The sequence below is a fragment of the Halobacillus salinus genome, from assembly GCF_004684905.1.
Taxonomy (GTDB): Bacteria; Bacillota; Bacilli; order Bacillales; family Halobacillaceae; genus Halobacillus; species Halobacillus salinus.
The window spans coordinates 22,759-45,641 of the sequence record NZ_SRJC01000005.1 but is presented as its reverse complement, the minus strand read 5'-3'; the positions used below and the strand labels follow the sequence as shown (position 1 = coordinate 45,641).

26 protein-coding genes are annotated in these 22,883 nt (G+C 46.4%); all 26 read right to left on the bottom strand.

The genetic code is table 11. The features are described 5' to 3' along the window. Positions 1 to 27: 27 nt before the first annotated feature. The 26 genes from atpA to rho all read right to left on the bottom strand — a co-directional run bounded on the left by atpA (position 28) and on the right by rho (position 22,692). Entirely contained in the window at positions 28 to 1,536 is a 1,509-nt protein-coding gene (gene atpA / locus E4663_RS15830) for a F0F1 ATP synthase subunit alpha (RefSeq protein ID WP_135328326.1), read from the bottom strand. A gap of 15 nt (positions 1,537 to 1,551) precedes the next feature. After that, the gene (locus E4663_RS15825; RefSeq protein ID WP_079477955.1) at positions 1,552 to 2,100 is read right to left on the bottom strand and encodes a F0F1 ATP synthase subunit delta; all 549 of its coding nucleotides are present in this window, start codon (positions 2,098 to 2,100) and stop codon (positions 1,552 to 1,554) included. Beyond that, complete coding sequence (gene atpF, locus E4663_RS15820) at positions 2,097 to 2,621, bottom strand: F0F1 ATP synthase subunit B (protein ID WP_135328325.1); 525 nt, start codon at positions 2,619 to 2,621, stop codon at positions 2,097 to 2,099. The genes E4663_RS15825 and atpF overlap by 4 nt, the downstream gene beginning before the upstream one ends. 231 nt (positions 2,622 to 2,852) lie before the next feature. Further along, entirely contained in the window at positions 2,853 to 3,065 is a 213-nt protein-coding gene (gene atpE, locus E4663_RS15815; protein ID WP_079477953.1) for a F0F1 ATP synthase subunit C, read from the bottom strand. A gap of 48 nt (positions 3,066 to 3,113) precedes the next feature. After that, positions 3,114 to 3,836, bottom strand: a complete 723-nt coding sequence (gene atpB, locus E4663_RS15810; protein WP_079477952.1) for a F0F1 ATP synthase subunit A — start codon at positions 3,834 to 3,836, stop codon at positions 3,114 to 3,116. A 24-nt stretch (positions 3,837 to 3,860) separates the two neighbouring features. Next, positions 3,861 to 4,229, bottom strand: coding sequence for an ATP synthase subunit I (locus tag E4663_RS15805; RefSeq protein WP_079477951.1), 369 nt, complete (start codon positions 4,227 to 4,229; stop codon positions 3,861 to 3,863). Between the two features lies 1 nt (position 4,230). Next, positions 4,231 to 4,452 carry an AtpZ/AtpI family protein gene (locus tag E4663_RS15800; RefSeq protein WP_135328324.1) on the bottom strand — a complete coding sequence of 74 codons (222 nt, stop codon included), beginning with the start codon at positions 4,450 to 4,452 and terminating at the stop codon, positions 4,231 to 4,233. A 213-nt stretch (positions 4,453 to 4,665) separates the two neighbouring features. Continuing rightward, positions 4,666 to 6,765 (bottom strand): S8 family serine peptidase, encoded by a 2,100-nt coding sequence (locus E4663_RS20285; protein ID WP_135328323.1) that lies wholly within the window; start codon positions 6,763 to 6,765, stop codon positions 4,666 to 4,668. A 92-nt stretch (positions 6,766 to 6,857) separates the two neighbouring features. Further along, positions 6,858 to 7,985, bottom strand: a complete 1,128-nt coding sequence (wecB, locus tag E4663_RS15790; protein ID WP_135328322.1) for a non-hydrolyzing UDP-N-acetylglucosamine 2-epimerase — start codon at positions 7,983 to 7,985, stop codon at positions 6,858 to 6,860. A 36-nt stretch (positions 7,986 to 8,021) separates the two neighbouring features. Continuing rightward, positions 8,022 to 8,654 (bottom strand): uracil phosphoribosyltransferase, encoded by a 633-nt coding sequence (gene upp, locus E4663_RS15785; protein WP_079477948.1) that lies wholly within the window; start codon positions 8,652 to 8,654, stop codon positions 8,022 to 8,024. An 831-nt stretch (positions 8,655 to 9,485) separates the two neighbouring features. Beyond that, positions 9,486 to 10,739 carry a serine hydroxymethyltransferase gene (locus E4663_RS15780; RefSeq protein WP_079477947.1) on the bottom strand — a complete coding sequence of 418 codons (1,254 nt, stop codon included), beginning with the start codon at positions 10,737 to 10,739 and terminating at the stop codon, positions 9,486 to 9,488. Between the two features lie 23 nt (positions 10,740 to 10,762). Then, complete coding sequence (locus E4663_RS15775) at positions 10,763 to 11,293, bottom strand: TIGR01440 family protein (protein WP_241657225.1); 531 nt, start codon at positions 11,291 to 11,293, stop codon at positions 10,763 to 10,765. A gap of 139 nt (positions 11,294 to 11,432) precedes the next feature. Next, positions 11,433 to 11,873, bottom strand: coding sequence for a ribose 5-phosphate isomerase B (gene rpiB / locus E4663_RS15770; protein WP_079477945.1), 441 nt, complete (start codon positions 11,871 to 11,873; stop codon positions 11,433 to 11,435). A 49-nt stretch (positions 11,874 to 11,922) separates the two neighbouring features. After that, on the bottom strand, positions 11,923 to 13,248 hold the full coding sequence (locus tag E4663_RS15765) for a methyl-accepting chemotaxis protein (protein ID WP_135328321.1): 1,326 nt from the start codon (positions 13,246 to 13,248) through the stop codon (positions 11,923 to 11,925). A 25-nt stretch (positions 13,249 to 13,273) separates the two neighbouring features. Further along, positions 13,274 to 13,882 (bottom strand): low molecular weight protein arginine phosphatase, encoded by a 609-nt coding sequence (locus E4663_RS15760; protein ID WP_135328320.1) that lies wholly within the window; start codon positions 13,880 to 13,882, stop codon positions 13,274 to 13,276. Between the two features lie 77 nt (positions 13,883 to 13,959). After that, complete coding sequence (locus tag E4663_RS15755; RefSeq protein WP_135328319.1) at positions 13,960 to 14,496, bottom strand: manganese efflux pump MntP; 537 nt, start codon at positions 14,494 to 14,496, stop codon at positions 13,960 to 13,962. A gap of 60 nt (positions 14,497 to 14,556) precedes the next feature. Beyond that, complete coding sequence (locus tag E4663_RS15750; protein ID WP_135328406.1) at positions 14,557 to 15,594, bottom strand: L-threonylcarbamoyladenylate synthase; 1,038 nt, start codon at positions 15,592 to 15,594, stop codon at positions 14,557 to 14,559. A 239-nt stretch (positions 15,595 to 15,833) separates the two neighbouring features. After that, positions 15,834 to 16,145: a hypothetical protein gene (locus E4663_RS15745; protein WP_079477941.1), complete on the bottom strand. Its 312-nt coding sequence runs from the start codon at positions 16,143 to 16,145 to the stop codon at positions 15,834 to 15,836. Positions 16,146 to 16,215: 70 nt separating this feature from the next. After that, entirely contained in the window at positions 16,216 to 16,812 is a 597-nt protein-coding gene (spoIIR, locus tag E4663_RS15740; protein WP_079477940.1) for a stage II sporulation protein R, read from the bottom strand. A gap of 125 nt (positions 16,813 to 16,937) precedes the next feature. Further along, positions 16,938 to 17,804, bottom strand: coding sequence for a peptide chain release factor N(5)-glutamine methyltransferase (gene prmC / locus E4663_RS15735; protein ID WP_135328318.1), 867 nt, complete (start codon positions 17,802 to 17,804; stop codon positions 16,938 to 16,940). Continuing rightward, positions 17,797 to 18,867 (bottom strand): peptide chain release factor 1, encoded by a 1,071-nt coding sequence (gene prfA / locus E4663_RS15730; RefSeq protein ID WP_079477938.1) that lies wholly within the window; start codon positions 18,865 to 18,867, stop codon positions 17,797 to 17,799. Before prfA ends, prmC begins: the two co-directional genes overlap by 8 nt. A 75-nt stretch (positions 18,868 to 18,942) precedes the next feature. After that, the gene (locus tag E4663_RS15725; protein ID WP_079477937.1) at positions 18,943 to 19,341 is read right to left on the bottom strand and encodes a hypothetical protein; all 399 of its coding nucleotides are present in this window, start codon (positions 19,339 to 19,341) and stop codon (positions 18,943 to 18,945) included. Between the two features lie 96 nt (positions 19,342 to 19,437). Beyond that, positions 19,438 to 19,734 carry a four-helix bundle copper-binding protein gene (locus E4663_RS15720; protein WP_079477936.1) on the bottom strand — a complete coding sequence of 99 codons (297 nt, stop codon included), beginning with the start codon at positions 19,732 to 19,734 and terminating at the stop codon, positions 19,438 to 19,440. A 345-nt stretch (positions 19,735 to 20,079) separates the two neighbouring features. Continuing rightward, positions 20,080 to 20,697, bottom strand: a complete 618-nt coding sequence (locus E4663_RS15715) for a thymidine kinase (RefSeq protein ID WP_079478459.1) — start codon at positions 20,695 to 20,697, stop codon at positions 20,080 to 20,082. Positions 20,698 to 20,998: 301 nt separating this feature from the next. Then, entirely contained in the window at positions 20,999 to 21,244 is a 246-nt protein-coding gene (locus E4663_RS15710) for a type B 50S ribosomal protein L31 (RefSeq protein WP_079477935.1), read from the bottom strand. 146 nt (positions 21,245 to 21,390) lie between these two features. Beyond that, the gene (rho, locus tag E4663_RS15705) at positions 21,391 to 22,692 is read right to left on the bottom strand and encodes a transcription termination factor Rho (protein WP_079477934.1); all 1,302 of its coding nucleotides are present in this window, start codon (positions 22,690 to 22,692) and stop codon (positions 21,391 to 21,393) included. Positions 22,693 to 22,883: the final 191 nt, after the last annotated feature.

Sequence of the window (22,883 nt, the reverse complement as noted above, 5' to 3'; positions counted from 1 at the left end):
CGCTGTTCAGTAACCCTTCATTCTTATTTATTCACTTGCTACAAATGTTTTCTTGAATGCTTCGACAGCTTCTTTCATATCTTCGTCTTCTGCTAGTTTTCCTGTTTCACGGATTGTAGCTAGAAGGTCTTTACGGTTATTGTCCATCCAGTTGTGGAACTCAGACTCGAAACGAGTGATATCTCCAACTGGGATTTCATCAAGGTGACCTTTTGTTAATGCGTAAATGATCATAACCTGCTTCTCGACAGCAAGTGGCTGGTGAAGACCTTGTTTAAGGACCTCAACGGTACGAGCACCGCGGTTCAGTTTCGCTTGAGTCGATTTATCCAAGTCCGATCCGAACTGGGCAAAGGCTTCTAGCTCACGGAAGGATGCCAAGTCCAGTCGCAGTGTACCTGCAACCTTCTTCATCGCTTTGATCTGTGCGGAACCACCGACACGGGATACGGATAATCCGGCGTTGATTGCTGGACGCACACCTGAGAAGAAGAGGTCGGACTGCAGGAAGATCTGTCCGTCTGTGATGGAGATTACGTTCGTAGGAATGTAAGCAGAGATATCTCCGGCTTGCGTTTCTACGAATGGAAGAGCCGTAAGGGATCCTCCGCCCTTTGCATCACTTAGTTTTGCAGCACGCTCTAGCAAACGAGAGTGCAAGTAGAATACGTCCCCTGGGAATGCTTCACGACCTGGTGGACGACGAAGTAGCAAGGAAAGCTCACGGTAAGCGGCTGCTTGCTTGGAAAGGTCATCATATACAACTAGTACGTGCTTACCGTTGTACATGAAGTCTTCACCCATGGATACTCCGGCATATGGAGCCAGGTAAAGAAGTGGTGCAGGTTGAGAGGCACTTGCTGTTACGACGATTGTGTAATCAAGCGCGCCGTGACGACGAAGTGTTTCAACAGTACCACGTACAGTGGATTCTTTTTGACCGATTGCAACATAGATACAAATCATATCTTGGTCTGCTTGGTTGATAATCGCATCGATGGCAACAGATGTCTTACCAGTCTGACGGTCACCGATGATCAATTCACGTTGACCACGACCGATTGGTACAAGCGCGTCAATCGCTTTGATACCTGTTTGAAGTGGCTCATCAACGGATTTACGATCCATAACACCAGGTGCTGGTGATTCGATCGGACGAGTTTTAGTCGTTTCAATTGGACCGCGGCCATCTACGGCTTGTCCAAGAGGGTTTACGACACGGCCCAGCATTTCTTCCCCTACAGGAACTTGCATGATGCGGCCAGTACGGCGAACTTCGTCGCCTTCTTTAATATCTGTATATGGTCCAAGAATGACAAGACCAACGTTACTTTCTTCTAGGTTCTGGGCTAGTCCCATAACACCGCTTGAGAATTCAACTAGCTCTCCGGCCATGACGTTGTCAAGACCATGAGCACGTGCGATACCGTCACCAACTTCGATAACTGTACCCACATCATTGACCTCTATATCTGTTTCATAGTTTTCAATCTGCTGCTTAATCAGCGCACTGATCTCTTCAGCTTTGATGCTCATGCCATTTCACCCCTATCATCTTTTGTTCGCGGATGTAAGTTCGCGCTCCATGCGGCGAAGTTTTCCGCTGATTGAACCATCGAAAATGCGGTTGCCGACTCGTAGGCGGATGCCTCCGAGAAGCTCTTTGTCCACAAAGTTTTTCAGGTTCAAAGAACGTTTGCCGACTTTCGGTGCAAAAGTTTCTGAAATACGTTCAAGCTCCTTCTCAGAAAGCTCACGTACAGAGTAAACTTCAGCGTCAGCAACACCTTTGGCATCATTCATTAATGTGATAAATTCGGAAACCACGTCAACGATGATTTCCTCACGATGGCGATCGACAAGAAGTTGAAGTGTATGAAGCACTTCTTTCGAGAACGATTGAAATGATTCCGTCACCAATTGCTTCTTCTGGTCCATCGTCACGCGTGGGTGCTGAAGGAAGTGAACCAGTTTCGGGTTGCTTACGTAAACATCACGTAGTGTGCGAAGTTCTGATTCTACCTGTTCCAGCTTGTTGTGTTCTTTAGCGAGTTGGAAGAGAGCGTCTGCATAACGTTTCGCAACGATCGTTACACTCATCGCTCTTCTCCTGCCTCGTCAATGTATTCATTGATCAATTTCTCTTGATCCTGTTCAGACAATTCTTTTTCGATTACTTTGGATGCAATCATGACAGACATGGAAGCCACTTGATCTTTAAGGGCTTGTACCGCTTTGTCTCGCTCCTGCTCGATTTCCTGACGGGCAGACTCTTTGATTCGTTCTGCTTCAGCACGAGCGGATTCAAGAATGTCACGTTCCTGTTGTCCAGCTGTCTTGCGTGCATCTTCGATAATACTCTGTGCATCTTGACGCGTTTTCTTCAACTCTTCAGACGCTTCACGTTGCATTTTCTGAGCTTCTTCACGACTCTTCTCTGCCGTGTTGATCTCGTTTGCAACGTAATCTTCACGCTCTTTCATCATGTTCATCAGTGGTCCCCAAGCAAAAATGCGGAGTAGCACTAGAAGGATAATGAAGAATACCAGTTGAGTAAGCATATCTCCGACTAGAAATCCTCCCTCTGCTCCGAGGACAAGACTATTTGTGAATACTTGCACAGTTTTCACTCCTTCCCACACCATCTCGTATCAGGCTTTTGCTGAAAATCTGTTAAAGACACTCCCCCTGTATAAAACAGGAGCTATACATGAGAAAAACCCGGCTTCAGCTTACTGCTGTCGTCGAAGTTTTCTTTCTTTCCCTTACGGGTATTGTGTTGTTCATAAAGGATAAAGCAAAGGCGAAGATCGAAAATGTGAACTTCGCCATAAAACGGTTGCTCGTCCTACTTAGCTACCTAATACGATAAACGCGATAACAACGCCGATGATTGGAACTGCCTCTACTAGGGCAACACCAATGAACATTGTCGTTTGAAGTGCAGAACGCAATTCTGGTTGACGCGCAATCCCTTCAACTGTACGACTTACGATAAGACCGTTACCAATACCAGCACCTAGTGCCGCTAAACCTACTGCAATTGCAGCTGCTAATAGACCCATAATTAAAATCCTCCTCAAATATTTTAAATAGAAAATTTATTCTTTATATTAATGGTCATCGCTCACCTTGTGAGACATATAAACCATCGTTAACATAACGAAAATAAATGCCTGGATGAAACCAATAAAGGTACTAAAGCCCATCCATGCGATCATTGGGACGGTAGCTCCTAAGAATCCTAAGAAACTTGAAGTAGCCATCGATACGAGTAAGCCCAGTAATATCTCACCCGCGTAAATGTTTCCGTAAAGACGGAGACCAAGCGTTAGTGTGTTTGAGAATTCCTCAATCAATTTGAACGGTAATAAGAATGGTAGAGGACGTATAAAACCTTTCGAGTACTCTCGTCCACCCTTCAGCTTCACTCCGTAATAGTGTGTCAACACAACAACCATTGTCGCTAATGTCAGAGTGATGCCTGGATCTGCCGTTGGTGATTTCCACCAGAGATGGTGATCCACTACACCGTTGGTTACGACACCAAGCATGTTTGATACGAATACGTAGGCGAATAAGGTCAAACCTAATGGCAAGAATAACTTACCTGTCCGCCAGTCCATGTTCGAACCGATGATGCCTTTGATAAAGTCGATTAACCATTCCATGAAGTTTTGGAATCCTTTTGGATAGCGCTTCATGTTTCTTGTTGCAGCTACACCAAGAATAAATACAATCAATGACGCTACGAACATCATTAATACGTTGGATAAGTTGAAATCCAACCATGAAATCCCAAAGACGTCTTGCACTATTGGTGATTCGTGATTCAATCTGTTCACCTACCTTCCATCATGCTAAGCTGTAGATTTGTTGAAAAGGTAATCTATTAAAATGACAATGTAGGCTGCCATTAAGCCCAATACTACTGAAATTAAATGGAAATATTCTTCAAACTGAAGGGCGATGACAACGGCTAAAGCTCCGGATGCCAATCGCGTGAAAGTACCAATCCCTCTCACAGACAGGTTGTCTGCTGTAGCTTCGCCAAGCTTGCGGATTTTTCGTTGCATAAGCCAGAGGTTGTAAAAGCTTAGTAGTGCTCCTAAAAGAAGCCCGAGGAATATGGGTTGCCAAGGTGTGACTCCCCAACCTAGTACTAGTAATGCCAGAAGGTAGAACATCCATTTTCGTTGACGGGCAATAACCTGTTGATAATCTTCCATGTTAATCGTCTCCCGTGTACTTGCGTACTAAATGAATGGTTCCGTATGTACCTGCCCCTAATCCAAGGAAGATTCCGATGATTAGAAACGTGGGTGCTGTGGATAGTTGGCTGTCGATCCATTTTCCCAGGTAAACTCCGACGAGTGGTCCGCCAGCGAGTTGAGAAACGATCGCGCTTGTGAGTGCCATGGCTTGAAAAGGCGGCTTTGACTTCACATGCATCAAGCCTTTCTACATTAGGTATGAAAACCTTATCATTCCACACTATGTAAGAATACATTAGGGTTCTTTTCATGTCAATGCAATTACGATTAAAAATACAAATGTCTGACAAGAAACGATCACAAATTCGTCACAATTGTACAGCACCTTGCAAGAGCCCTGCTCTTACAAGGTACCACACAAAAATGCATATCATTTAGAACCGCCGTAATGTTAGAAAAAGACGGGGAATGTGTAGGTGAATTCCTCTCCATCTATGGTGGCCGTAACGGCTGCCACGTAGGCACCTTTCCATTCCTTCCTCGTATCGATCGTGCCTTCCACCATTCCAGCGTGGTTGTTGTCTATTTCAAGAACACGCCCTTGGTCTACCATGGTACCGGAACGGTATAGGTCAACCGACAGCTTTTGTGTCTGTTCTGAAAGGTAGAACCGGTAGCGTACTTGATCATTTAAAGTGCGGGACAATTCAAAGCCTGATACCTTTGCATAGGTTCCGGATTCCTTAATATATAAATAGGGGATGTGGTATTCATCGGATGAAGACTCGACGACCAGGTATCCTTCATGGACTCCATCAGAGAGCATCGAACCAGAGATCTGTAACTCCACCTGCAATTCTTCCGTTGCACCAGGAGAAATATACGTCGTTCCCGGAACCGACCACGTTTCACCAGGATTCTTCCCTGGCTGTCTCATCTGGACTTTCACTTCTTTGTCTGTCGGATTCGTGATGGTTACCGTTTTCGAGTCTCGGAAGAACTTGTCCTGCACACGCCCGAATTCAAGTTTCCCGTCCAAGAGAAGGCTCGGCTCAATAGAACGTTCGATATCGATATAACCCATTCCTTGTTCTGTTGGCTGAACCCCGTCCAACACCTCTGCACCACTCATCAATGCTTGCTTCACTTTTTTTGGTTCCCAGTCTGGATGTGCTTCTTTGACCAGTGCAGCCAACCCTGCGACATGCGGCGCAGCCATACTTGTCCCTTGCAACGGAGCGTACCCTCCAGGAACCGTACTCATTATATCCACACCAGGCGCAACGACATCAGGCTTGATCGCCCAACTCGAGGTGATCGGTCCTCTTGAACTGAATTCTGCCATTCTTTGATCCAGCTCTTCCCAAACCGTCGCGGCCCATTGATCTTTTTGTTCTAAAAGCCATTCTCCCTCTTTCTTTGTCACGGCGACTACAGGAATCGGGAGGTTCATGCCGTTCAAGGACCCTTGGAATCCGCCTTCTTCATTATTATAGATAATGGCGGCTTCCGCTCCTGCTCTATAAGCTTTCTCTGCTTTTTCATAAAAAGGAACAATGCCTCGTTCGAAGACGACGATCTTTCCACGAGCGTTCTCTATTTCCCCTTCTCCCTTACCAGCGAAATGGAGGGGATATTTCTTCGTAAGCGACCATTTCGAAGATCCAAGTAAAGGAGTGAGCATAATTTTTCGCCGTCCTATCTCGAGCACCGGCATTTCGGATGGTAAAGCAACTGCGCCGACGGTGATGGCGTCCGGGGAGGTTGCCGGAGAACCGACCGTCCAGTCATCCGGCCCTGAATTCCCCGCCGCGACAACAACTGTCGTGCCCATCTCTATCGCACGATCCACTGCATGGGAAGTCGGCCAATCGGGACCGTTCACATCGTTACCGAGCGACAAGTTGATGACATCCATCCCGTCCTCTACCGCTTCTTCAATTGCCGCAATGACTTGGACAGAAGAACCCATACCACCAGGCCCTAGTGCACGGTAGGCATAGATTTCAGCATCTGGTGCAATGCCGCGCATTTTTCCATTTGCACCGATTACACCAGCGACATGCGTGCCGTGGACCGTTGCCCCTTCTGTCAAAGTTTCCATTGGATCATTGTCAAAATCGACGGTATCGAATCCTCCGCGGTAATTTATTTGCAAATCGGGGTGAGAATAATCTATCCCCGTATCAATGACTCCCACTTTCACGCCACGTCCCGTATAGGAACTATTACCAAGTGACCTGATTGTATCGGTCGAAAAGGAAAGCGGCTCTTGTTGGGTCCGGTAGGTTTTCACAGGGTGTTGATTGGTTACCGCATCCATTCTCGCTAATTTCTCTAATTCATCGACTGATCCCCGAACAGCCACTCCATTGAAGATAGTGTCGTACTGCGCGACCACTTCAAGCCTTGGTAATCTCGACTCGATTTCCGAGATGAAGTTTTCCGGTGATTCGTCCAGTTCGACGATGATGGTGAGTTGGTCTTTAGGTGGTGCTTGCGAAAATCCTGTGGTGATGATCAGAACACAGACCAGAAGAAATCGGCGCATAAAGGGAAACTCCTTTTTTCTGTTTAGTTTGTGTCGTGAGGAAAGAGCTATGCAGAAATAAAAAAAGAGAGACCGGACATGCCGGTCTCCCCTTACTCGATTTCAAATGGTTTCGGTTTATCTTGACGATGCTTGAAAAAATAGCGGATCGCTTCTGCAATACGTGCAGAGGCTTTCCCATCTCCATATGGATTCGAAGCTTTGGACATCGCTGCGTGCTTCTCGTCATCTGACAACAATTCATTTGCCAAATGGAAGATATATTCTTCATCCGTTCCGGCAAGCTTGAGTGTCCCGGCTTCGATCCCTTCGGGGCGCTCCGTCGTATTACGAAGCACAAGTACAGGCACACCGAATGAAGGCGCCTCCTCTTGTACGCCACCTGAATCCGTTAAAATCAGGTGGGCACGGGCAGCGAAATTATGAAAGTCAATGACATCAAGCGGATCGATCAGCTTGATCCGATCTTCATCACCTAGAATTTCATCCGCTGTTTCTTTCACTACTGGATTGAGATGAACCGGATAGATGACTTGTATATCCGAATGTTCATGGACTAAACGCTTGATCGCCCGGAACATTTGCTGCATGTTATTCCCGAGATTCTCACGACGATGTGCTGTCATCAAAACGAGACGTTTACCCCCTAATTCTTCTAAAACCTCAGAGGCGTAATCATTCGAAACAGTCGTCTGCATCGCGTCGATGGCCGTATTTCCAGTAACGAAAATACGATCTTCCTGCTTATTCTCAGCAAGCAGATTATCACGAGATTTATTTGTCGGAGCAAAATGAAGGTCCGCCATCACACCTGTAAGCTGACGATTCACCTCTTCCGGGAATGGGGAATACTTGTCCCACGTCCGGAGCCCTGCTTCTACATGACCGACAGGGATCTGGTTATAGTAGGCGGCTAAAGAAGCAGCAAATGTCGTGGTCGTATCTCCGTGTACTAATACGACATCAGGCTTCGCTTCTTTCATGACCCGATCCAATCCCTCAAGCGCACGCGTCGTAACTTGGGCTAGCGTCTGACGCGACTTCATAATATCAAGATCATAGTCCGGTTCGATTCCGAAAATATCTAGTACTTGATCGAGCATTTCACGATGCTGAGCCGTAACAGCAACAATCGGGTCGAATTGCTCGGATCGTTTCTTCAATTCGAGAACAAGTGGTGCCATTTTGATTGCTTCTGGTCTTGTCCCGAAAGTCGTCATCACTTTACACGGTCAGTCATGATATGCTCGCCCCCTTTATTTAGTACCGTACAGGCGGTCACCGGCATCGCCGAGGCCTGGAACGATATAGCCTTTTTCGTTCAGTTTCTCATCTAGAGCAGCTAAATAAATATCGACATCAGGGTGTTCTTTCTGAACTGCTTCAACACCTTCTGGAGCAGCCACAAGGCACATCAGACGAATTTGGCGAGCTCCGCGCTTCTTCAAGGAATGAATCGCTTCGTTCGCAGATCCACCTGTTGCCAGCATCGGGTCGATGACAATCAGTTCACGCTCTTCAATATCGCTAGGAAGTTTTACATAGTATTCGACAGGTTGTAACGTCTCTGGATCACGGTATAGACCTACGTGTCCGATTTTTGCAGCTGGAATCAATTGGATGATGCCATCTACCATGCCGAGGCCCGCACGCAAGATCGGAACAAGGCCGATTTTCTTACCAGTCAGGACTTTCGCTTTAGCATCAGATACGACAGGTGTATCAATTGAGACTTCTTCTAATGGAAGATCGCGTGTAATTTCAAACGCCATCAGTGCCGCTACTTCATCTACGAGTTCACGGAAGTCTTTCGTACCCGTTTCCGCTTTACGTATGTAGGTTAGTTTGTGTTGAATTAATGGATGGTCCAGTACATATACATTTCCCATTGCCGATCACTCCTCCTCAAAGTTTACATCCTTTAAATTGTACTGAAAATAAAACGTGACTTCAAGTTTAAACAAACGTTTGATTAAGACAATTTTTCATGCATACGAAGAAATTTTTCCCTACTTCAAAAAAATTAACCCTCTTTTTGATATAACTGTATTTTTCTGTCAATACAAATCGTCTACTGACAGCTATTGAAGGGTGTCTTTCAATTAATAATAAAAATCGTCTCTATAATAATTAGGTCAAACTATAAAAGCATAAAAAACACTCAGCGGAGGGCTGGGGGTTTAACAGGTTTTTGAAAAGTGTAGAGTTTGGTTTTGTTAGGAAATGTAGTGTTGCGTGGACTGGAAAACAACTCGCTTTCCGGCCCAACAGGACGTTGGGTCGTTCGACGTTGCCACTTGATGTGGCGGTTTTAGATCGAACCTCCTTATCTTTCTTTGCTACCTCAGGCTACGCCTTCGGGATCTCGACTATCCCGTGTATCCCACAGGAGTCTCATAGCTTTCCAACCCACTTTCTCATATTACGTGCGAACAAAACCATGTGTTTATAAGCGTACATCCCCTCGCTCTATTCTTGGTCCGGAAGCACAAGAGGTTCCTACTTATTTTGTAACGGTGTTGGAGAAACGGCGAGACTCCTACGGGAACATAGTACAGTCTGAGACCCCGCAACGACCGATAGGGAGAGAGGAGGCTCAGCGAACGCCCGTGGAAAGCGAGTCGTTTCTCCAACACCGCTTATCCATACTGAATAGAACCGAAGGGAATTTCTCGACACACATAAAAAACCACCAGCGGATGGCTGGTGGTTCTAGTAGATTACTTCGTTTGAACTAAAGATTGATAGAGCGGGAAACGGGAAGTAAGTTGTTGAACACGCTGCTTGGCTTCTTTCATTTTCGCTTCATCTTCATGATGCTCCAATGTGAAGGCAATCAAGTCCGCAATCTCTTCCATTTCCTCTTCTTTGAATCCGCGACTCGTTACGGCTGCGGTACCGATACGGATTCCGCTTGTGACGAACGGGCTTTCCGGGTCGAACGGAATACCGTTCTTGTTCGTTGTGATGCCAATCTCATCAAGGGCTTTCTCAACGACTTTACCTGTCAGTTGGTTCTGACGAAGGTCAAGTAGTAGCAAGTGGTTGTCTGTCCCACCTGATACGAGGTTCACTCCTCTTTCCAGAAGAGCTTCGCCGAGACGTTTGGCATTTGCAATGATTTGACGGGAGTATTTCTTGAATTCCGGCTGAAGTGCTTCTTTGAAAGACACTGCTTTCGCCGCGATGACGTGCATCAACGGACCACCTTGCATACCCGGAAATACGGATTTATCGATTTTCTTCGCGAATTCCTCTGTGCAGAAGATCATGCCGCCACGTGGTCCACGAAGTGTTTTGTGCGTCGTAGTCGTTACGAAATGCGCATGTGGTACCGGATTCGGATGAAGACCGGAAGCTACAAGACCAGCGATGTGGGCCATGTCCACCATTAAGTAAGCTCCTACTTCATCAGCGATTTCACGGAATTTGGCAAAATCGATTTCACGAGGATACGCACTAGCACCGGCTACGATCAACTTTGGCTTCACTTCTTTCGCTTTTGCCAATACAGCATCGTAATCGATTCGTTGGTCCTGTTCGGTTACACCGTACTCTTCGAAATTGTAAAGCTGACCACTGAAGTTGACTGGGCTGCCGTGTGTCAGGTGTCCACCGTGATTCAAGTTCATGCCAAGAACCGTATCGCCATGATCAAGAACGGTGAAATACACCGCCATATTCGCTTGGGCACCGGAGTGCGGCTGAACGTTGACGTGGTCCGCTCCGAACAATTCTTTCGCTCGTTCGCGTGCCAGGTTTTCTACGACATCTACGTGTTCACAACCACCATAATACCTGCGACCAGGATAGCCTTCTGCATACTTATTCGTTAATACAGACCCCATCGCTTCCATGACAGCTTCTGATACGAAGTTCTCGGAAGCAATCAGCTCAATATTATCCTGTTGACGCTTTTGTTCGTCTTGAATCGCGGAAAAAATCTCTGCATCTGTTGACTTAACATGATTCATCGTTTCCCATTCCCCTTTCAAATCTAATCACAAGAACCTTCTGCTTGCTGTGTTTCATACACAGCTCGTGCCCCACCAATCAAAGGAGGTCTTGTCTTGGCTGCCGTGATATGCGCTTTGCCGATCGACTTCTGGTCCAACCGAAGTGGGACGGCAACTCGTTTCAGATGCATGCCGATCAGCGTATCTCCGATATCAAGACCACCATCTGCTTCGATCCTCTCCACTAAGACAGGATCCTGCATCTGTTTGTAAGCGTAAGACGCCATCGATCCCCCTGCTTTCGGGACGGGAATCGCCGCTACAATCGTCCAGTGATTTGCTTCCGCAACGGAACGCTCTACGACTAGAGCACGGTTCAAGTGCTCACAACATTGGAACGCGAGCTTAGTGCCCGTCTGATTACAGAGTTCACGCAATTCGCTGTACACTACTTCTGCAATTGCTTCACTACCTGAAGTCCCGATCCGCTCTCCTGCTATTTCACTGGTGGAACATCCGACGACGAATAGTCCCGGCTTGACGGTACCACTGCTTACGAGTTGCTCCACCACTTGTTTTACATCAGTTTGGATGGCTGCTACATCAGTCACGTACCTTCCTCCTTCACATTTACAAAAAGGAGAAGCGTCATGCTCCCCCTTTTTCACAAGCGTCCGCAATAGCCGCTTCCGCTTTCTACGTTACATTGTATTACTTATTCTCGTATTCGGCAATCTTCCCTACACGCTTTTCGTGTCGACCCGCTTCATATTCTGTGGATACCCACGTCTTCGCAATTTCGCGAGCCAATCCCGGCCCTATGACGCGCTCTCCCATACATAGAATATTCGAGTTATTATGTTCGCGTGTGGCCTTTGCTGTAAATAGGTCATGAACCAGTGCTGCACGGATTCCTTTGACTTTATTTGCAGAAATGGACATGCCAATTCCTGTACCGCAGATGAGAATCCCCTTATCAAATTCTCCATCCGCCACACGTTCAGCAGCTGGGATGCCGTAGTCCGGGTAATCGACAGACCCTTCACAGTCGCAGCCGATATCTTCGAATTCAATGTTCATCTCATCTAATACATCCGCTACTTCTTTTCGCAGTTGAACGCCGCCGTGATCGGAAGCTAATATGACCTTCATCTTGTTTCCTCCCCTAAGAAATTACTTGAGAAAGTGAAACTCCCTCAGGTTACTTTGCCTTCATCGTGCCAGTTTCCTGATGGGCTGTCAATTGGAACTGAAGAATCTGTTCCTTAAGGGAAGAGGCTTGTCTCTCCAAAGCGTTCGCGAGCGCGTCTACATTTTCGATCAAATTCGTTTGGTCGTCGATTGATGCGCTCACTTCCTGGGCACCAGCCGATGTTTCTTCTGCAACTGCCGCTACTTCCTGCGATTGTCTGGAAGATTCCCGGATGGATGTCAATTGTTGCTCTACCATCTCCGAAATGTCTTGTATAGTGGAGACGACTTCTTTCACAGACGTATCCATTTGCTTGATCGCATCGGTCGTCGCTTGTCCTTTTTCCGCTTCTTTCTTCGAATTGTTCATCTGCTGCGTCATTTGGCGGACGACTTGTTGGACGTCGTGTTGAATGGTCTCAATCAAGGAAGCAATCTTCTGGACAGAGGAGGCACTCTCATCTGCCAGCTTGCGCACCTCATCTGCCACTACGGCAAACCCTTTTCCGTGTTCTCCCGCCCGCGCGGCTTCAATCGACGCGTTTAATGCAAGCAGATTCGTCTGCTCTGAGATATCACCAACAAGGCCGATGATTTTCTCGACTTCTTGGGCATTCTTATTCAACCTCTCCACATCTTGCAAGGACTCTTGTTGATCATCTGCGACTCGCTGAATTCCTTGAACCAGATGCCGTACCACTTCTTCTGATTGCTTCAATACGACCAGCATCTGCTCGGACTTATCTCTTGAGGAAGACGCTTTTAGCTGCACTTGCTCCGCTAAATGAGTGGCTTCCTCCACTGACTCGGCGTTATGTTGAACGGCAGCGGCGGATGTCTCCGCGCCTTTTGAAATCTCTTGTGTCGTATGGCTGATCATTCTTGCCTGATCTGTCGCTTTATCAGCTGATGCCTTCATCTTTACGACCGTCTGATGTGTCTCTTCGAAGTGCTTATCGATATTACCAACAACGCTGCCCAGGTTGTCGATCATTTTATTGAAAGCGATGGAAAGGGAGCGTATTTCATCATCTGATTTCCGTACCTCCACCCTTTCCGTGAGCCTGCCCTTTGCTGCAGCCGTCGCCGCTTTTTCTAAACGGTTGAGCGGGCGAGTGATGAATCCTGAAATGAAATACGCAAGAATCCCAGACCAAATGACACCGAGTAGTAAAGTGATCACGGTAAAGGATTCTTGCGATATCTGCCAGTACGTCTCGACGTACCCTTGTAACCCATAGATGAATAAAGCCGTAAAGGAGTATGTAATGATGGCTAGTCCTGTTATGAACAAGACTAACTTAAGGCGGAGACTGGACTTATACTTACGAGACACAATAGAAAACCTCCCAGAGAACTAGTTATTTATCTCTATTCTCTAACTTTTTTACTAGGAGTTCAATATGCTTTTCTAGTTCATCTCTCGTTTCTCGATAAATATTCACATTTCCGCCAAATGGGTCGATGATGTTCACATCAGGCAGCTGCTGTTCAATTTGCTGAATCTGCTTAATTTCTTCTGCTAGTTCTTTTCTCAATTTATCTTCTAAAGCTCCCGGAGACAAATCCGTCCCGTTCTGCATAATCTCAGACCGCTTCTCTTCAAAAGCAGCGTACAGTTCTTTCAACTGCTGCCACTCCTCTTGATCGATGAGAACGTATTCCTTCAATGTGAAATATTTGTCTTCATGATGAGGAAACTGAAGCGCAAGTGCCTGCTTGTGGCGGTCCGTCATTGTAAGGATCAAGTCAGCCCATTCCAATAATTCCTCTCTTACTTGCGTCGTTTGGTGGTCGAGGCTAAATCCATTCTCTCGAAGGACTACATCCGAATTAGCCGCCATCGGCTCCCCTTCTCCTGCAAAAACCCCAGCCGAACGGACTTTCTCTTCCGGCCACTTCGATTTGAGAATCGCTTCTGCCATCGGGCTTCTGCACGTATTTCCTGTACAAACAAATAAGATGTTCATTGGTATCGTACTCCTTACCTAGTCCATTTCTTCCATCATATCACACGTTTTATTTCGAACGAATCCTAACGTCACTATTAAAAGATTGTATACAACCCAAGGGCACAAAGAATACTCCCTCCGAGCAATTCACTATATGTCCCCAGCAATGCTCCAGCACGTCTTCCGACAACGAAACCTGTCCATGTCAGGACCATACTGAAAAACCCGAATGAAAGCACCGAAATCCAAAACTCCGAATCCCGAAGCCCCAAACTGAAGCCGACAGGAAAACTGTCGATACTGACACTTAAAGCGAACAACCAGATGCCCGCTCCAGCTAGTGTATATCCTGTAGATTGCTTTTCAGACAATGATGCAAACACGGTATAGCTACCTAACCCAAACAAGAGAATTCCGCCGCCCAGGGTCGTCCACTGACTGGCACTGTCAGACAGCCAATCGCCGAGTAACATTCCAAGTCCAGGCATCACGACATGCGCACCACCTACCACAATACCTGCTGAAAAAGCGTGTTTTAAACGGACCCGTTGCAACCCCATCCCGAGCGATACAGAGAAAGCATCCAGTCCCAAAGCCACTGACAACAGCAATAAAGAAGTCCACTGTTCCAACGACAAATCCCCCTTTCATGCAAACCTCTAACAAGTTATGCGTGAAAAGGGGATTCTATGCTAGTCCTCGGAAACGACTTGTACAGCCGCTTTCCGAAGACGGTTCATCACAGCGGCTCCTACACCTTTCTCTGAGAAGGCTTCCGTCAAAATGATGTCCACTTCTGAACGTTTGAATTCTCTTAAAGCATCATACAACTTGACCGCAACTTCTGATAATTGGTCGCGCGATCCGCAACGTATCACAGGTGCATGGTCGAGCTTGCCAGCCAGCTCATGGCTTGCAATGACACCTACGCGCTGCCCGTCCCGTTTCAACTGCTCCAATTGCTCGATGAAAAAGTCATCTTCTCCCTCGACTAACCATAAAGGGGACTCAGGAGCATAGTGCGTATATTTCATTCCAGGAGATTTCGGTTTGTCGCTCTCGCTTCCAGCAAGCGCTGGATCGATTGCAACGTGAGGAAGCACTTCTTCCAATTGTTCTTTCGTTATGCCGCCTGGTCTTAAAATGACCGGTACATCTGACGTACAGTCAAGCACGGTAGATTCAAGACCAACGCCTGTTGTTCCGCCGTCCAATATTCCAGCCACTCTGCCATCAAGATCCTGTTTGACGTGATCTGCCTTTGTCGGGCTCGGGCGTCCGGACCTGTTGGCACTCGGTGCAGCAAGCGGTTTGCCCGTCGCTTCCAACAAAGCGAGGGCTAAAGGATGATTTGGCATACGAATCCCGATGGTTGATAATCCAGCTGTCACATTGGAAGCAGCGGCCCCATTACTCTCCATAATGAGTGTCAACGGCCCCGGCCAGAATGCCTCCATTAAGGAATAAGCTACATCGGGAATGTGGTTCACCATCAAATCCACCTGTTCCCGGTTGGAAACGTGAACAATCAGTGGATTATCAGATGGCCTTCCTTTCGCTTCGAAAATCCCGGACACGGCTTTTTCGTTGGTCGCATCAGCCCCCAATCCATAGACTGTTTCTGTTGGAAAAGCGACGACTTCTTGGTGGTTCAATAACCGGGCTGCTTCTTGGATGGAAGCGTCCTTCGGATCAGATGGATTTTCAGGTATCCACATCTTCGTTTGCATGCTCATCTTGATACTCCTTCTCTGACAAGTTTCGATACTACTACTATAAAAGAATTCTACATTTTTTAGCAAATTTCGACGTTATTCACAGGATGTCCTCAACATGTCCTCAAGTTATCCACAAAGATACCCACATATCCAAAGAATCCGTTAGTTATTTATCTGTCTGAATTTTCTCTATTCACACGATATCCACAATTGTATAGGTTTTTGTGAATAAATGAGGCAGTTATGCACAATTATGTGTGATTAACTTGATATTTCCACAAGCGTTTTTCGACATCCTCTAATTTAAATTGTTGATGTTGTAGTAAAAAGTCGAGAGAATCGGAGTGGCTTTCCACATAGAGAGCAGGAATGTCTTCTTTCCACGCATAAGCTTGGATCAATTCGAATATAGCAAGGACTCCCCCAGCATTGATTTCTTCACTGACCTGCAGCTTTTCGATTTTACGACCTTCGTCCTCCACAGGCACCAGATGAAAATCACCGATTTTCTCTTTTCCTTTTTTCAATTGATAGAGATGATCTTCTACTTTCTCGATATACATAGTAAATCCACACCCTTTCTACTACACTCTATGAGAAAGGATGTGGATAATATGTTCGGTACTCTATGATTTATGAAAAGATTTTGTTCCACAATGTCACTAGGAAGAATTCGACTTCCTGCTCTTTCGGCTCTGTCTCTTGTGCAGGTGCCTTCTCTTCCGCTTCAGCTACGCTTGTACCGTTCGAGAAGTCCAGGAAGCAAAGTGGTGGGAACAATACACACCACCAGTTATCGCCTTCCCCTTCCCCAAGTGTAATCAGGATAGCTTCATATTCTCCGGCAGGATAGATATAAGAACCGTACAATTTGGTCGGGAACGTCACGTTGGTATCGTAATCAGCCGTGTAGTCGTACTCTAAGCCTTCTTCTTTCAACGTCTCTCCTACAATCGTGCGAATCTCAGGAAGGCGCTCTCGGATAAGCTTTCGGGCGGCTTCGATAGACGTCAAATCTTCTACCCATAACGTAATCTCTTCATTGACACGATCTCTCACTAATCGTTTGATCTGCTGATCACTTTCGTCGTTGCTGTCAGCCAGGATCCGGAGACGGATCGCTTCATCCGGAATGACTTGGTAGTCCCTCGCAGCATCCGTTTGTTCACCCCAAGGTAGTACAGTAAGAATAATGATAAGAGATATTAATAATAGCATAGTATTTTTCATCTTTATTTCCTCCCCCGTGTTGCTTCTAGTCGTAAGTATGGGCAGGAAAAAAAGATGTTAAACCTATGAATCTCAAAAACTGATAAACGCTTCGGAAAACCCGTATGGACACGGACTCCCTTAAATCATTTCTCCTTCAGAACAGCAAATATCATCCGGTCTTTTCCGTTCAAGTCTTGTCGGACTTCTACATCGTAACCATCCAACTGTCCTTCTATGATGTTGGTCACGGCTTCCCCTTGCTGATAGCCTATTTCGAATGCAATCAAGTACGGTTTCCGCTCCCAACCACTGATTTGCTCGACAATCGTCTGATAAGCAGCGAGTCCCTCCTGATCCGTGAACAGCGCAAGTTCTGGATCGAAGTCGACGACTGTATCGTCCATTGTCTCTTTTTCATGATAGGCAATATATGGCGGATTCGATACGACGATATCCACAGCTTGATCTTGAAGCGGCTCAAGGAAGTTCCCTTGTAAAAAGTCCACACCAGCTTCATGCAAGTGGCTGTTCGACTTCGCTACCTGCAAAGCTTCTGTTGATATGTCTGATGCAATCATGTTCACATCAGGCTGTTCGAGCGCGATTGTAATCGCAATGACGCCACTACCCGTTCCGACATCCACAACCTTCGGGTTATCCAAGTCCCATTTCCGAATCATGTCGACCACACCGACAACCAGTTCTTCTGTTTCCGGACGTGGAATCAACACGTTTTCATTCACATGGAACTCCCTGCCATAGAACGGAGCTGTTCCGATGATATGTTGAACAGGAACGCCCGTTTCTGCATGCTGCTCGATACTTCGCACAAAGCGATCACGTTGTTCTTCAGGGAACGGATCTGGGCCGGAGGCGAGCAATTTCGCAAAAGGCAATGCTAAATAATGTTCGAGTAACAAATCAGCAACACGTGTTTCTCTACCATTTTCCCGCAAAAAAACGGAAGCCCAGCGGCGGGCTTCCTCAATGGTCGTAAACGTATTATTCACCGATCTGCTCCATTTTCTTCGTCTGTTCTTCAATAAGAAGAGCTTCGATGATTTCTTCCATGTTCCCTTGAAGAATTTGATCGAGCTTCTGAAGTGTAAGACCGATACGGTGATCCGTTACACGTGTTTGCGGGAAATTGTACGTGCGGATTCGCTCAGAACGGTCCCCAGTACCGACAGCAGACTTACGGCTTTCGTCCAACTCAGCTTGCGCTTCACGCTGGAACTTGTCGTAAATACGAGCACGAAGTACTTTCATTGCTTTTTCCTTGTTCTTGATCTGGGATTTTTCATCCTGACAAGAAACAACAATTCCGGTCGGTTCGTGTGTAAGACGCACGGCAGACATCGTCGTGTTTACACTCTGACCACCAGGACCACTGGATGCGAATGTGTCGACACGGATATCTTTATCGTGCACTTCTACTTCCACTTCTTCCGCTTCCGGCATAACGACAACAGTCGCTGTGGACGTGTGGATACGACCACCAGACTCGGTTTCCGGTACACGCTGCACACGGTGTGCGCCGTTTTCGAACTTCATCTTAGAGTAGGCACGATCCCCACTTACCATAAAGATGATCTCTTTGTACCCGCCTACGTCATTAGCGTTCGCTTCAATGACTTCTGTTTTCCACCCTTGTGTTTCGGCGTAGCGGGCATACATACGGTATAAGTCCCCAGCGAACAAGGCGGCTTCGTCTCCCCCTGCTGCACCGCGGACTTCCATAATAACGTTCTTGTCATCATTCGGATCTTTCGGCAGCATAAGGATCTTCAGGCGTTCTTCAAGTTCCACTTTACGCTCCGAAAGCTCGTTGATCTCTTCTTTGACCATTTCCGTCATTTCATCGTCCAGCTTATCTTCAAGCATAGACTTAGCATCTTCTAGCTGACTTTTGACATCCTTATATTCACGATAAGCTGTCACCGTTTCAGTCAAGCCAGACTGCTCTTTCGAGTATTCACGCAGCTTATTTGTATCCGAAATGACCTCAGGATCACTCAATAATTCATTGAGTTTCTCATATCGATCTTCTAATGTTTGTAACCGTTCGATCAATGGTATACACCTCTTTCTCCATAACATTCTAATTATATTATAGAGCAAGCACGGATACAACCACAGCTAAAAGAGTCAGTTGATTTTCACGTGCGTATTATAACGGGGAACAGCACGATAAATCGCTTGCTTCACTTCGGTCTTCCAGTCTTTCAGTTCCTCTTCTGACAAATCCTCTGCCCCATCAACATCAACCGTCACCCATACTTGACTTGCTTCCATAATCAGACGTTTCACTTTGACACCAGGGATTTGATCGACTGCTTGTTTCATCAGCTCGCGGTCCTGCTTCAAGCCCCACGTAGTACCCGGTTCATTCACGACACGGGGATTCTGTGTCTGCTGCGTTGCATCATCGTTCATTCCCATATTCTCTACGTCATCCCGACTAGTCTGACCTTGATAATGTTCTGTTTGTAATCCACAAGCGGACAAGAACATGATTGCACCTATTACTAAGAGTGTTTTACTCATCTCAGGTTCACCTCTTCTTCTTTTTTGTTAGTGTTGCCTGAAGAGGTGAAGATATGTAAAAGTCTCCATTAAAAAAACCCCGCTTATCACAGGGTTCTAGCTGCTTTCTTTCAACTGCGCTTTCTCATATGCGGGTTTATTGTTTCCGATGATTTTCTCACACAACACGGCATATTGATAACACATGTTGTATAACTCCTCAGCGAGCGCATCATGATCAAGCGACAGACACTCTTCTGCGCTCTGATAACAAACCTCTGCACAAGAACGGGAGATGTCTTCTGCCATCACACTGTTCTTGGAGACGACCTCTACAGCATACGCATAAGCATCCGCACATTCTTTCAGCAAGTTGGTTCTTTCCACGAGTATTTTCGGATCACAAACAGACATTGCTGACTCCACCCTTCTCTGATTTAAGCGGTCAGGTAACCTTATTATGTGGCTTCCTCAACTGCTTCAAGTTTAAACCGATTCGAGCCGATTCAAAAGGGGTTTCAGCACATCGGAGCATATTGGATGTGTGTAGCGGTGTCGGAGAAACGACTCGCTTTCCATGGGGCGGCGCTTAGCCTCCTCACTCGCTAAGCTCCCTCCAGGGTCTCACCTATCCACTTCGTCCCATAGGAGTCAACTTTGTTCTGTACAGCGGAACCAGTAGAGCTCGTTTTTAATAACAGAACTTTTTGACACAAAAACCCCGACAGTTCCGTGACTGCCGGGGTTTTATGACAGATATTATTTTTCAGCGTAGGCTGCTTTCACTTCCTGTTGCCTGGGCTTGTTGGGTACTTTATGATGGTGCCTGCATCTAGGCTCGTACGACTCGGAAGCGCCGACCAAGATGATCGGATCATCGTAAGAGGCAGGCTCACCGTCGATCAGGCGCTGCGTCCTGCTGGCAGGTGAACCGCATACCGGGCAAATGGCGTTCAATTTCGTCACGCTCTCACACAGCGCCATCAGTTCAGGCATTTTACCAAACGGCTCACCTCGGAAGTCCGTATCCAGCCCCGCTACAATCACGCGGATGCCGCGATCGGCTAGACATTCTACGACTTCCACGATGTGTTCATCGAAGAATTGCACTTCATCGATGCCGACGATATCGACTTGATCGTCTACTTCTTTCAATATATCCAGCGATTCCTTCACTGGTTTGGCCCACACGGATGTACCGTTGTGGGAAACGACTGCATCTTCATGATACCGATCGTCTATCGCAGGTTTGTAAACTCTTACCGCCAAGTTACCGAACGTCGCACGACGGACTCTACGAATCAACTCCTCTGACTTACCGCTGAACATACTTCCACAAATGACCTCTACCCAACCGCTTTGCTTCATTACATACACGTGCACTGTCGCTCCCTTCTCGCTTCTCACCACATTCATCAAAAAAGAGCCCTCCCGGTGACCAGCACTCGAGCATCACCACGGACAGCTCCCCATTTATCCTTTTTCCACATAACCAAAACTACAAAGTCGCTCTCTAGAGCCACATCATAGCTTCAATGATGTGGATAAGTACGCTATTTATCATGAACTTTCTTACGTTACCCTGTTTTTTTGACAAAAAAACAGGCAAACGGTCGAGACAATTTGCCTGTTTTTGTTCAAAATGATGCAGTTTTCATCGAACGATGAGCCCTGAATATTATGAAAGGTTATATTTTTTCTTGAATCGATCAACACGGCCGCCAGCTTTATCAGCTTTCTGCTTACCAGTGTAGAACGGGTGTGACTCAGAACTAATCTCAACGCGGATCAATGGATACGTGTTTCCATCTTCCCATTCGATTGTTTCTTCAGAGGATTGTGTAGATCCTGTTAGAAACTTGAAATTAGAACTTGTGTCAAGGAATACAACTTTACGGTATTCTGGATGAATTCCTGATTTCATGTTCTTCCACTCCTTTTTGCCCTGAATCCTTTAGAAACAGAGTTATTGTAAGAGCCGTCGAAGGTTGATTAACATCACCTTTTACTGAAACTCACATAGAAAGATTATAACAGTCTCGTCTTACCATTGCAAGATAAGAACGTAAATTATGCTTCTGTTCTAGAACGGCGTGGAGACGTCTTTTTACCTTGCATCTCTTTGTCCATCAAGTCGAAGAATTCGTCATTGTTCTTCGAAGACTTCAGACGACGCAGGAATCTGTCTGCAAAGTCCTGGGAATCAGACATTGTCTTTCTGATCGCCCATACTTTATCGAGGTACGACTTCTGCATAAGCAGTTCTTCTTTTCGTGTACCAGAACGAAGTACATCGATAGCTGGGAATATGCGGCGCTCGGCAAGATTGCGATCCAAGTGCAGCTCCATGTTTCCTGTCCCTTTGAACTCTTCATAAATGACATCGTCCATACGTGAACCTGTGTCGACTAGAGCCGTTGCCAATATCGTCAGACTGCCGCCTTCTTCGATATTACGCGCAGCACCGAAGAATCGTTTCGGACGGTGGAACGCTGCAGGGTCGATACCACCAGACAATGTACGGCCGCTCGGTGGGATGACCAAGTTGTAAGCACGCGCAAGACGCGTAATACTATCCATCAATACGATGACGTCACGCTTGTGTTCTACAAGACGCATCGCCCGCTCAAGTACAAGTTCTGATACTTTGATGTGGTTCTCTGGCACTTCATCGAACGTCGAGCTTACAACGTCGACGTCTGCCGCTACAGAGCGTTCGATATCCGTCACTTCTTCCGGACGCTCATCGACCAGCAAAATAATCAATTTCGCATCTGGATGATTCGTCGAGATGCTGTTTGCAATTTGCTTCAAGAGCATCGTCTTACCAGCTTTAGGCGGTGCAACGATCAATCCACGCTGTCCGTACCCGACCGGAGACATAACGTCCATGATTCTCGTAGAAAGCATCTTCGATGATGTTTCGAGTTTCATTTGGCGGTCTGGATACAACGGTGTCAGCGCCGGGAAGTGAACACGTTCTTTTGCAGAGTCCGGGTCCTCCCCGTTCACCGCATCTACGTGCAGTAAGCCATAATAACGTTCATTTTCTTTCGGCGGACGTACTTTACCGGAAACCTTATCCCCGTTCCTCAAATCGAATCTGCGGATCTGGGAAGCGGAAATGTAGATATCTTCAGCACTAGGGGAGTAATTAATTGGTCGAAGGAAACCGAACCCTTCTGATGGAATAATTTCTAGAATTCCGTCCATAAACAAAAAGCCATCTTTCTCAGCTTGCGCCTTCAAGATTGCAAAAATCAATTCTCTCTTTGTCAGTTTCGCATAGTAAGAGACTTTGAACTGTCGAGCTTTTTCATAGAGCCCTTTCAAAGTCATCGTCTCTAGTTGAGAGATCGTTAGTTCTGCCACAAAATCACCACTTTTATGAATTTTTCTATACTGCCTGATTGGGCATGTATTGTAAGCTTACGAATTTGAAATGTATTAGACTTCTCTACGTGTAATAGAAGAAATGGGAGAATCGAGTAGAAGTTATGTGTTTGAAGCTTACGGAGGCTAATTTAAGAATATTTTCTTCTATCTCTATCAAACAACCTTTA

Excerpts from the sequence above, each read along its gene's own strand:
- E4663_RS15745 (WP_079477941.1), bottom strand. The coding sequence starts at position 16,145 with ATGTATATCGAGAAAGTAGAAGATCATCTCTATCAATTGAAAAAAGGA.
- atpA (WP_135328326.1), bottom strand. The coding sequence starts at position 1,536 with ATGAGCATCAAAGCTGAAGAGATCAGTGCGCTGATTAAGCAGCAGATT.
- E4663_RS15760 (WP_135328320.1), bottom strand. The coding sequence starts at position 13,882 with ATGAACATCTTATTTGTTTGTACAGGAAATACGTGCAGAAGCCCGATG.
- E4663_RS15720 (WP_079477936.1), bottom strand. The coding sequence starts at position 19,734 with ATGTCTGTTTGTGATCCGAAAATACTCGTGGAAAGAACCAACTTGCTG.
- E4663_RS15805 (WP_079477951.1), bottom strand. The coding sequence starts at position 4,229 with ATGGAAGATTATCAACAGGTTATTGCCCGTCAACGAAAATGGATGTTC.
- E4663_RS15710 (WP_079477935.1), bottom strand. The coding sequence starts at position 21,244 with ATGAAATCAGGAATTCATCCAGAATACCGTAAAGTTGTATTCCTTGAC.
- E4663_RS15750 (WP_135328406.1), bottom strand. The coding sequence starts at position 15,594 with ATGCAAACGAAGATGTGGATACCTGAAAATCCATCTGATCCGAAGGAC.
- upp (WP_079477948.1), bottom strand. The coding sequence starts at position 8,654 with ATGGGAAATGTATATGTACTGGACCATCCATTAATTCAACACAAACTA.
- rpiB (WP_079477945.1), bottom strand. The coding sequence starts at position 11,873 with ATGAAGGTCATATTAGCTTCCGATCACGGCGGCGTTCAACTGCGAAAA.
- E4663_RS15800 (WP_135328324.1), bottom strand. The coding sequence starts at position 4,452 with ATGCATGTGAAGTCAAAGCCGCCTTTTCAAGCCATGGCACTCACAAGC.
- E4663_RS15780 (WP_079477947.1), bottom strand. The coding sequence starts at position 10,739 with ATGAATCATGTTAAGTCAACAGATGCAGAGATTTTTTCCGCGATTCAA.
- E4663_RS15725 (WP_079477937.1), bottom strand. The coding sequence starts at position 19,341 with ATGAGTAAAACACTCTTAGTAATAGGTGCAATCATGTTCTTGTCCGCT.
- spoIIR (WP_079477940.1), bottom strand. The coding sequence starts at position 16,812 with ATGAAAAATACTATGCTATTATTAATATCTCTTATCATTATTCTTACT.
- atpE (WP_079477953.1), bottom strand. The coding sequence starts at position 3,065 with ATGGGTCTATTAGCAGCTGCAATTGCAGTAGGTTTAGCGGCACTAGGT.
- E4663_RS20285 (WP_135328323.1), bottom strand. The coding sequence starts at position 6,765 with ATGCGCCGATTTCTTCTGGTCTGTGTTCTGATCATCACCACAGGATTT.
- wecB (WP_135328322.1), bottom strand. The coding sequence starts at position 7,985 with ATGACGACTTTCGGGACAAGACCAGAAGCAATCAAAATGGCACCACTT.
- E4663_RS15825 (WP_079477955.1), bottom strand. The coding sequence starts at position 2,100 with ATGAGTGTAACGATCGTTGCGAAACGTTATGCAGACGCTCTCTTCCAA.